The organism is Pedobacter sp. 01N416 (assembly GCF_056399685.1).
Window position 1 is genome coordinate 1 of record NZ_JBFTRT010000335.1, and the last position, 6,267, is coordinate 6,267.

The 6,267-nt window shown below is 39.0% G+C and carries 7 protein-coding genes; 3 read left to right on the top strand and 4 right to left on the bottom strand.

Annotated features, from left to right (window positions below; genetic code table 11):
* The 4 genes from AC1DND_RS17850 to AC1DND_RS17865 form a co-directional block, all read right to left on the bottom strand.
* A partial coding sequence (locus tag AC1DND_RS17850) for a carboxypeptidase regulatory-like domain-containing protein (RefSeq protein WP_477583651.1) occupies window positions 1-866 on the bottom strand: 866 nt, incomplete at its 3' end.
* 59 nt (window positions 867-925) lie between these two features.
* A complete protein-coding gene (locus AC1DND_RS17855; protein WP_477583653.1) occupies window positions 926-1,843 on the bottom strand; it encodes a FecR family protein in 918 nt (305 codons plus the stop codon).
* 159 nt (window positions 1,844-2,002) lie between these two features.
* Window positions 2,003-2,593: an RNA polymerase sigma-70 factor gene (locus AC1DND_RS17860; RefSeq protein ID WP_477583655.1), complete on the bottom strand. Its 591-nt coding sequence runs from the start codon at window positions 2,591-2,593 to the stop codon at window positions 2,003-2,005.
* Between the two features lie 145 nt (window positions 2,594-2,738).
* Window positions 2,739-2,975, bottom strand: coding sequence for a hypothetical protein (locus tag AC1DND_RS17865; RefSeq protein WP_477583657.1), 237 nt, complete (start codon window positions 2,973-2,975; stop codon window positions 2,739-2,741).
* Window positions 2,976-3,166: 191 nt separating this feature from the next.
* Between AC1DND_RS17865 and AC1DND_RS17870 the strand changes: the two genes are divergently transcribed.
* From AC1DND_RS17870 to AC1DND_RS17880, 3 genes are all read left to right on the top strand, one after another.
* A complete protein-coding gene (locus AC1DND_RS17870) occupies window positions 3,167-4,576 on the top strand; it encodes a S41 family peptidase (protein WP_477583659.1) in 1,410 nt (469 codons plus the stop codon).
* Window positions 4,577-4,648: 72 nt separating this feature from the next.
* Entirely contained in the window at window positions 4,649-5,239 is a 591-nt protein-coding gene (locus AC1DND_RS17875; RefSeq protein ID WP_477583661.1) for an RNA polymerase sigma-70 factor, read from the top strand.
* A 492-nt stretch (window positions 5,240-5,731) separates the two neighbouring features.
* The coding region (locus AC1DND_RS17880) for a FecR family protein (protein WP_477583663.1) at window positions 5,732-6,267 on the top strand (536 nt) is incomplete at its 3' end.

Genomic DNA, 6,267 nt, shown 5'->3' on the forward strand with positions numbered 1-6,267 from the left:
CCATCGATTACGAATAAGGGTTGGTTACTGGAATAAAATGAAGCCGCACCGCGGATAATAAACCCTATTCCACGCCCAGGCTGCCCGCTGGTTTGCGCTATCTGTACGCCAGCAATTTTTCCTTGAAGCTGCTGGGCGAACTGACCAACAGGCATATCCTGAAGCTGAGTAGCATCAATAGTGGCTATAGATCCAGTCACATCTTTTAACCTTTGTTTTCCATAACTCACCACAATTTCCGAAAGCTGATTATCTGCAGGTTTCATGGAAAAACTTAAGGCTGTAGTTTTACCTTCTTTTACCGTTACCCCTGTCATTCTTTGCGTTAGGAAAGAGATATAGGAAATTTCAACGGTATAGTTGCCAGGTTTTAACGAAAGGGTATAGTTACCGTTAGGATCAGTTTGAATGGTTTGTCCGGTTTCGAGCACTTTTAAAGTAGCTCCAGGTAGTGGGCCACCTTTTTCGTCGACAATACGCCCAGAAATATTCCCTGGTTGCTGAGGAACAGGTTTTTGAGCAATCACCACATAACCCTCTACTAATTTATACTCGAGATTGGTTTCGCCAAGTACTTTTTCGATCAGGTACTTTACCGTTTTAGTTTGCTGGCCCAACGTAATTTTGGTTTTCACACCACTAAGCAACCGCTCTGGCAGCACAAACTTAACACCACTTTTTTCCTGAATGCTGAGCAAGCTTGCTTTAACAGTTGAATGATCTAAATTAATATTGATTACCTGATCGAGGTTCTGGCTGTGAACGCTCCCGGCCAAAAGCACGCCGATAAAGGTAAACTGTGCGATTAAAAGCATAAATGAACACCTCATCATAAACTTAATTGTAGGATGTAATCCTTTTTGCATAAATTTGTATATTAATAGTTTGCCCGGTTATAGACCGGAATAATTGTTGATTTTTTTCTTCATTTAATCGCTCTGTCGTCGAAAAGCAAGCGATTATAATGCGATAAAGACTGCTTCCCCGCCCTATGGAAGCGCTCAAGTGTTTCACAGATTTCTAAAAGGGTCGAATTATGGAAGGCCAGCTGCGATGATTTAAAACCAGTAACATCAGCAATGTCGATACCTTCGGTATTGGCTTTGCCACGGAAATAAACCACCCGTTGTCCAGGTGTAAGGATTGCCAATGATTCGACCCTATTTCCGCTTATTCTGTCTACCCTTACTTTTCCGGTTGCTACTTCTACCGTTAGGGCTTTATTGTTAAATGCCGCTATTCTGAAAGAGGTGCCAAGAACCTGGGTGCTAACCTTTCCGGTATGAATAATGAAAGGTTTTTTTGGATTTTTTGTTACCTCAAAAAAAGCTTCTCCATATAGGGTAATTTCTCTTTTAGCTGCCGAAAATGTTTCCGGGTACCTTAAGCGACTGCCGGCACCAAGGTAAACGACACTGCTATCGGATAAAATTATTTTAGACCGTTGACCATTTGGGTTATTACGCTCAATAAAAGCCAGTAGCTGTTGATCGGGTTTACTAAAATGCATGATCAGGTAAACACTTAATGTAGTGATTATCAGTGCGGTCCAGATGGCTGCATATTTAAAATTGAAGCGCTTTTTTGCCTTTAATTCTTGCTCCTCTTGTTTGGCCGTAATTCTTTGGTTGATTGAACTGTTCCAATATCGTTGTTTAATATGCGGTACATCCTCTGCTTCAAATAGCACCCAATCTTTGGCCTGATTGGAGGAAAGGATTTCGTTTAATAAGATTTCAGACTCTGGCTGTTTTAAGAATAAGCGCACCATTTGCTCTTCTTGCGCAGAACATTCACCTTTAAGGAATTTTTCTAGAAGTAATTGATCAACCAACTTGGGCATGTTTGTTTGGCTCGGCGCATATTAATCGCCCTCAACTAACAAGGGACAAAAAAAGCGTTAAGGGGCTAATGCATTTCCAACAAAACACATAAACAACTGATAATCAAAGAAATTAATTTCAAAAAAAGATTAATTGAAGCAATAAAAGGAAGGATTAGCTTAATGCCAAAGCAGTAGAAGGCTAATAATTAATGCGGCATCTCTATATCTCAGCAAACTTTTACGGAAATGGTTCAATGAAAATTTGAGGTGATTTTTTACCGTGTTGATCGAAATATTGAGGTTATTGGCAATTTCGGCATGGCTCAGCTCTTCTTCCCTGCTCATTTGGAAAACAATTTTGCGCTTGTGACTTAAAAGATTAAGCTTATTCTGATAGTTTTGTTCCAGTTCACTCACTAAAATTGCATAATCCGCGGTGTTACTGGTAAAGCAGATGTGATTTTCTATACTTTCTATTGAAGCTGTTCCGATGGCCTTTTTTCTGATCGCTTTAATGGTTGCGTTTTTCGCCGCCCTAAAAATATAATGTTTAAACTCTCCCTGTACTTCGAGTGTATGCCTTTTATCCCATAGCCACATCATCAAATCCATCATGGCTTCTTCTGCAAAACATTCATCGTTTACATAACTAAGCGCATATTTAAAAAGCTTGTTAAAATACCGGTCAAATAAAATATTAAACGCTTTCAGGTTGTCGCGCGAACATTCTTCTAGTAATTGCCGATCTGAAAGTAAGGGATATTCCATAAAAAATGGATGATTCTATTTTCAGCAAAACTAGAGTTCCGAGTTTATTTTTTGATTAATTACATGTTAAGTATTTATTAATAAACCGGATGTAAACCAATGGCGAATTTATAGTTAGAAGCGATCTATTTGACCGCGTGCCGGATTACTCGTAGCTAGGCTTAAAATCTTTACCTAATGCTACTAATTCGTCTTTATTGATCAGGTTTGGATCTTCGAACTGTCGCTTTAAAAAGTTAACTGGAACTTTTACGGTACCGTTTGTGGTACGTAGTATACAAACTTCTTCATTTGTGGTTGAGGATACATAATGACCAATTTCGGATTCAATTTCAGATAAACGGATCAGCAGTTCGTAATAGATATAGAGCGGAAAATTCACAGCGCAAAGTTAACATTATAAAAAGCTAATATTTAATTATTGTTATGTTAAGGTTAATCGATCTTATAATAATAAGTTAACGAAGGAAACCTTTTCTTTTAAGGCTATATTCGATAGATAAAGTGACTTTGAAAATTAATCTCGAGTTAACAATAGTAGCTTTAAGTTTGTTCCTAAAATTAGGAAAGGCGATGACAAACCCCACAACACACTTAAAAAGAGCAACTTATTACAGCATTTATCTTGTCATTCTATTTTTAGCCATTCTGCCTTCATGCAAAAAGGGCAATAAAAACCCCGATTACCCAATTGGAAGCAACGAGAGCATTAACACTTGGATACTCGATAGCCTTAAACGCTACTATTATTGGAATGAGCAATTGCCGGGCGATCCTAATATCAGTTTATCACCAAAAGATTTTTTTAATTCCATCCGCAATTCATCCGATCGCTTCTCCTATATCAATGTCCCTAACGACCCCACCACCACAACCCCCAGCAATAGAAATTTTGGTTTTGATTATGCAACGGTAAGCGACCAAAACAGCGCAAAAGTTATCGGGATCATTAAAGTTGTGTTAAAGGATTCTCCGGCTTCGAGGGCTGGTTTGAAACGTGGAGATTACATCAGTAAAATTAATGGCAAAACCTTAACCGCTACGAATGCACAGGCTTTGCAAACCGAAATCTTAAACAGCGACCGTTTTTCTTTAGGTTTAGCCGAATTGAATAACAATACCTGGACAGATACACGCAGTGTTGACTTAAGTAAAGGTATAATACTCGACCAACGGGAGATTAGCAAGGTTATAGAAAGCGACGGAAAAAAAATTGGCTACCTCTATTTTCTGGATTTTAATGGCGGTTTGGCTAGCTCACTCACTCCTGTTTTTAGTAATTTTAAAGCCGAAGGCATATCTGAGCTTATCCTCGATCTCCGTTATAACGCTGGTGGTCAGGTAGCAGAAGCAGCAGGCATATGTGCCATGATTGCTAAAAATGTATCGTTCGATAAACCTTTCATTACCTACAGGGGCAATAAAAATGGCGGAGCCAAAACAGAATCTATTGGTACTGCAGCTACTTTCGATGGTACCGTAAATTTCAATACCCTCTTACAACAAAACCTTGGCCTAAGTCGGGTTTATATTTTATCAACAGCTGCCACGGCATCTGCCTCAGAAGTCATGATCAATAACCTTAAACCTTTTATTCAGGTGGTGCTAATCGGCGAAAAAACAAGGGGAAAAGATGAAGCATCATTTAGGATATTTGATGCCCGAAGCCCTAAACAGGTGAAATGGGAAATGCACCCGATTGTTTATAAACTTTTTAATGCACAGGGCAGCGGTGGATATAGTGCTGGAATCAACCCCGATATCGCAATCAATGAAATGAGTATTTTGCCCTTGCTTCAACTGGGTGATCCTGCAGATCCGATGGTAAAAGCAGCTATCGCTGCGATAACAGGCAAAGCCATCAAAACTTCACTTGTTATAAATAATGCGGTTTCCGAGCACTTCCGGGCTGATCGTATTTTAATGGATTCGAGGGCAGAATCTGCCCAACAGAGTATCGTAACTACGCACCGATTAAAGTGATAGAAAAGGTTTTCATTGTGTTAACATTAACTTTAAACGCGACCACTAACTTGCCTCCCATAACCGCTACTTATGGAACAGTTGGAAGATTTTAAAAACGCAAAACTCCTGAATGCAGTAAAAACTGGCAATTCAGTTGCATTTAATGAAATTTACCATCAGTACCGCAAAAAAATATATGGTTATGCCTACCATTTTACACGAGACAAGGAAGAAGCTGAAGAACTTACTCAGGATGTTTTTGTAAGGCTTTGGGAACACAGATCGAAGATCGACCCGCAAAAGAATTTTGATGCTTTTCTTTATACGCTTATCCGCAACAATTTCCTCGCTACACTTCGTAAAAAAGCCAGAGAAAAAGCTTACAGTAGCGAAAACCTTAAGCATGAGCAGTCTTTTAATACCATAGAAGACGAACTTAATGCCAAAGAAACTAAACAGATTGCACAGGAAGCAATAGAAAGTCTTTCTCCACAGGTAAAAAAAATATACCTGATGAGTAGAAATGATCACCATACGCATGAGGAAATATCGCAGTTGATGGGCATCTCCAAAAACACGGTAAACAATCACCTCAAAAAATCACTGGGTATAATGCGGAAATATTTTAGCACTTATTCTCCAGAAACGATATTATTTTTTCTATTGGTGTTTTTTTGTTAAGCGGTTAGCGTGGAGCGTTAAGATAAGCGCCCTCTCCTCATCCATTTTCCATCATTAAGAAATTAAGGCCATTAAGGCTTATCCAGCGCAACCCAAGCGGCGCGTCCTCCTGAACTTGTTTTATTAGCTGTTCTTATTGATTTTTAGACCTAATAGCTACTTCGTGGTCAGGATCTTTATTGCTTTTATCATTAACTTTTAGCCGGCTGCTATTGATCATTGGTTATTAATCCTCCCAACCCATATTCCCTTTTACATCATCCATCATTTCATCATTAAAAAGTTAAGGACATTAAGGTTTTTCTAGTGCAGCCCAAGCGGTCGTCCTCCTGAACTTGTTTCAGGATCTATCCACCTCCGATCACAAAAATTAATTACCTATTAAACAACACTTTACAATTTATTCTAAAAAAATATTTTTCTACATAGCTGTATCAAAGGTTTCGTGCATATATACAGTAGCGCGCAGCATAAAAGCTTACAAACATTAAAGTGAAAGAAAACAWTAAAATACTATTTGAACATTACTTAGCAGGTAAAACCAATCCGGAGCAAGAAAAAATCCTGATGGAGTACCTGGCCGACCCGGCAAACGCCGATTGTGAATTTCACCATGTAATGGAAAAAGCCTGGACAAAACAAACGGACGAAATCGATTACTCTTTAGCCGCAGTTCAAGGACTTGCACAGATATGGAATAAAGTTGAGGAACGCCAACCAAAAAGCCGATCACTCTTCCCACTATTAAAATATGCCGCCGCAATTGTAGTCATCATTTCTGCATCGCTTGGCTGGTATGCATATAAGAAAGCACAACAACCTGTACAAACAGCCATTGCCTTTTTAAGTAAAACCACCCAAAAAGGCGAGAAAGTAAGATTGATTTTACCTGATAGTTCTATTGTATACCTCGGTGCCGGAAGTAAGCTTACCTGGCCATCACATTTTGTGAAGGGCCGTTTAAGAAATATACAGCTTGATGGAGAAGCTTTTTTTGAAGTAAAACGCGATACCACCAGCCCCTTTAT